General features: G+C 62.2%; 2 protein-coding genes and 1 pseudogene. 2 read left to right on the top strand and 1 reads right to left on the bottom strand.

The features are described from left to right. Positions 1–69 (bottom strand): annotated as a pseudogene (locus ACXJ7R_RS29690) (tRNA methyltransferase); the annotation flags it as partial. A 446-nt stretch (positions 70–515) separates the two neighbouring features. On the opposite strand from ACXJ7R_RS29690, the gene ACXJ7R_RS29685 reads away from it, so the two are divergent. After that, entirely contained in the window at positions 516–956 is a 441-nt protein-coding gene (locus ACXJ7R_RS29685; protein ID WP_457154934.1) for a hypothetical protein, read from the top strand. 28 nt (positions 957–984) lie between these two features. After that, the coding region (locus ACXJ7R_RS29680) for an ABC transporter ATP-binding protein (RefSeq protein WP_457154933.1) at positions 985–2,557 on the top strand (1,573 nt) is incomplete at its 3' end.

Here is a 2,557-nt window from a genome sequence, read left to right as displayed (position 1 = left end):
GCGCAGGATTGTGCCGGTGTTGCCGGCGATATCAGGCTGGTAGAGCGCGATGCGGAGACGGTCGTTCATTTCCGCGTCCTTCTAATAAGTGGCAGATCGGCCACAGCCGGCTCGCGGTTTTGGAAATTGCTGGACCTGCGGGTGGCCATTTTCTGCGAAGTCGGGTATGTCAGACCCATTGTCAACCCGAACCGATGGAGGGGAAATTCATGATGACCATGCACATCCAGCGCCCCTCTCGTGGGCTTGTTCGCCCCATGGCGGTTTCGGTACGACAATTCTCCTGACTCTCTAAGACTTGATCGCACCGATTCCCGCCGAAACGCTTTTTCGGCTCTCGAAGGAATCCTGCGATGTTTTTCAAACTGTCAAAGGGGCTGAACGCCCCGCCTGAACGTGTCCAGACCGACGCTTGTCGTGTCCAGACTGACGCCCGCCGTCATGTCCAGACCAACGACTCCCGTCGTGTCCAGACCGACGCAATCCGTGCCTCCGGCCGAATGCCGGCGGACGATATGGATTCACCTTTTCATCTCTATTTTCACACGGAGGACGGACCGATGTTCGATCCCTACAGAATACCTGGCTCGAGGAGCCTGCACGACCAGAAAATGGCAACCTGGGCGCTGCTGATCGGCGAAACCTATTCGTCGGCGGTGCATGCCGAAGTCCGCCGCCGGCCGCATCGCGGCATGCTGCCGGATGTCGATTTCTCGCACGCGGTTCCCGACCCGAGCCGGCCGTCGCTGGTGCGCCGGATCATCCGGCTGATCCGGCCGGGGCCGAAGCTCCGGGTTGTCGACACCGCGCCGTCAGGATCGACAAGCACGGCTGTCGGCGAAAAGAGCGCGAGCCCCTATATAGCGCGAAGCAGGACCGATGGCTCGGACGATGCCGAGCCATCGGTCCTTGACGCCGAGCGGTCTGGCGACTTCGTACGTTCCCACGCCGCGTGAGCGGAAAACAGATTTGTGAGCATGACTTATGTTGTTCGGCTGGTTTGAAAAAAGGCTCGACCCGTTCCCCGCAGCGGAACCGGTCGAGCCGCCCAAGACGCTGGTCGCCTTCTGCGTGCATTACACACGCGGGGCCTGGCCCTACATCCTTCTTGACGCGGTGCTGGTGACGGCCATCGCCATCGCCGAAGTGTGGATGTTCGGCTTCCTCGGCCGGATCGTCGACTGGCTGTCGGGGCAGAATCGCGAAACCTTCCTGCAGACGGAAGCATGGAAGCTCGCCGGCATGGCGTTCATCGTGCTGTTCGCGCTGCCGGGAACGGTGTGGCTCCATTCGCTGCTCAACCAGCAGACGCTGATGGGTAACTATCCCATGCGCATACGCTGGCAGGTGCACCGCTACCTGCTCAAGCAATCGATGAGCTTCTACCAGGACGAGTTCGCCGGCCGCATCGCCACCAAGCTGATGCAGACGGCGCTCGCCGTGCGCGAATGCGTCATCAAGCTGATCGATGTGCTGAACTACGTCATCGTCTATTTCCTTGGCATGCTCTTCATTGTCGGCTCGGCCGACTGGCGGTTGGCAACGCCGCTTGTCGTCTGGCTCGTCGGCTATGTCCTGCTGCTGCGCTATTTCATTCCGCGGCTGGGCAAGGTCGGCGAAGAACAGGCCAATGCCCGATCGACCATGACCGGCCGCGTCGTCGACAGCTACAGCAACATCCAGACGGTCAAGCTGTTCAGCCATGCACGCCGCGAAGCATCCTTCGCCAAGGAGGGCATGGCCGGCTTCCTCGAGACGGTCTACCGGTCGATGCGGCTGGTGACGGTGCTGTATGGCGTCCTCTATATCCTGAACGCGCTGCTGCTGTTCTCCGTCACCGCGCTGTCGCTATGGCTGTGGCTGGGGCAGGCGGTGACGATCGGCGCGGTCGCCGTGGTCATCGGGCTGGTGCTCCGGATGTGGGGCATGTCGCAGTGGATCATGTGGGAAATGTCGGGCCTGTTCGAGAACATCGGCACCGTGCAGGACGGCATCGCCTCGATCTCGTTGCCGCGCCTGGTCGAGGACCGGCCGGGGGCCAAGGACATCTCCGTCACCAGGGGCGAGATCCGCTTCGACGACATCCGGTTCCACTATGGCAAGCAGAAAGGTGTCATCGAGGGCCTGTCGCTGACGGTGAAGCCGGGCGAGAAGGTCGGCATTGTCGGCCGCTCGGGCGCCGGCAAGTCGACGCTGGTCAACCTCCTGCTGCGCTTCTACGACCTGGAAGCTGGCCGGATTCTGATCGACGGCCAGGAGATCGCCGGCGTGACGCAGGATTCGCTGCGCGCCCAAATCGGCATGGTCACGCAGGACACCTCCCTGCTGCATCGTTCGGTGCGTGAAAACATCCTCTATGGCCGGCCTGACGCCAGCGACGAATTGCTCGTCGAGGCGGCGCGGCGCGCCGAGGCGCTGGACTTCATCTCCGGGCTTTCGGATGCCAAGGACCGCAAGGGATTCGACGCCCATGTCGGCGATCGCGGCGTCAAATTGTCCGGCGGCCAGCGGCAACGCATCGCCATTGCTCGCGTTATGTTGAAGGACGCACCTATAC

It is taken from the genome of Mesorhizobium sp. P5_C1, assembly GCF_054049815.1.
Note: the sequence above shows the minus strand (reverse complement) of the source record. Positions and strands in the feature narration are given on the sequence as shown.

Coding starts and splice junctions, on each gene's coding strand:
- ACXJ7R_RS29685 (WP_457154934.1), top strand. CDS start 516: ATGGATTCACCTTTTCATCTCTATTTTCACACGGAGGACGGACCGATG.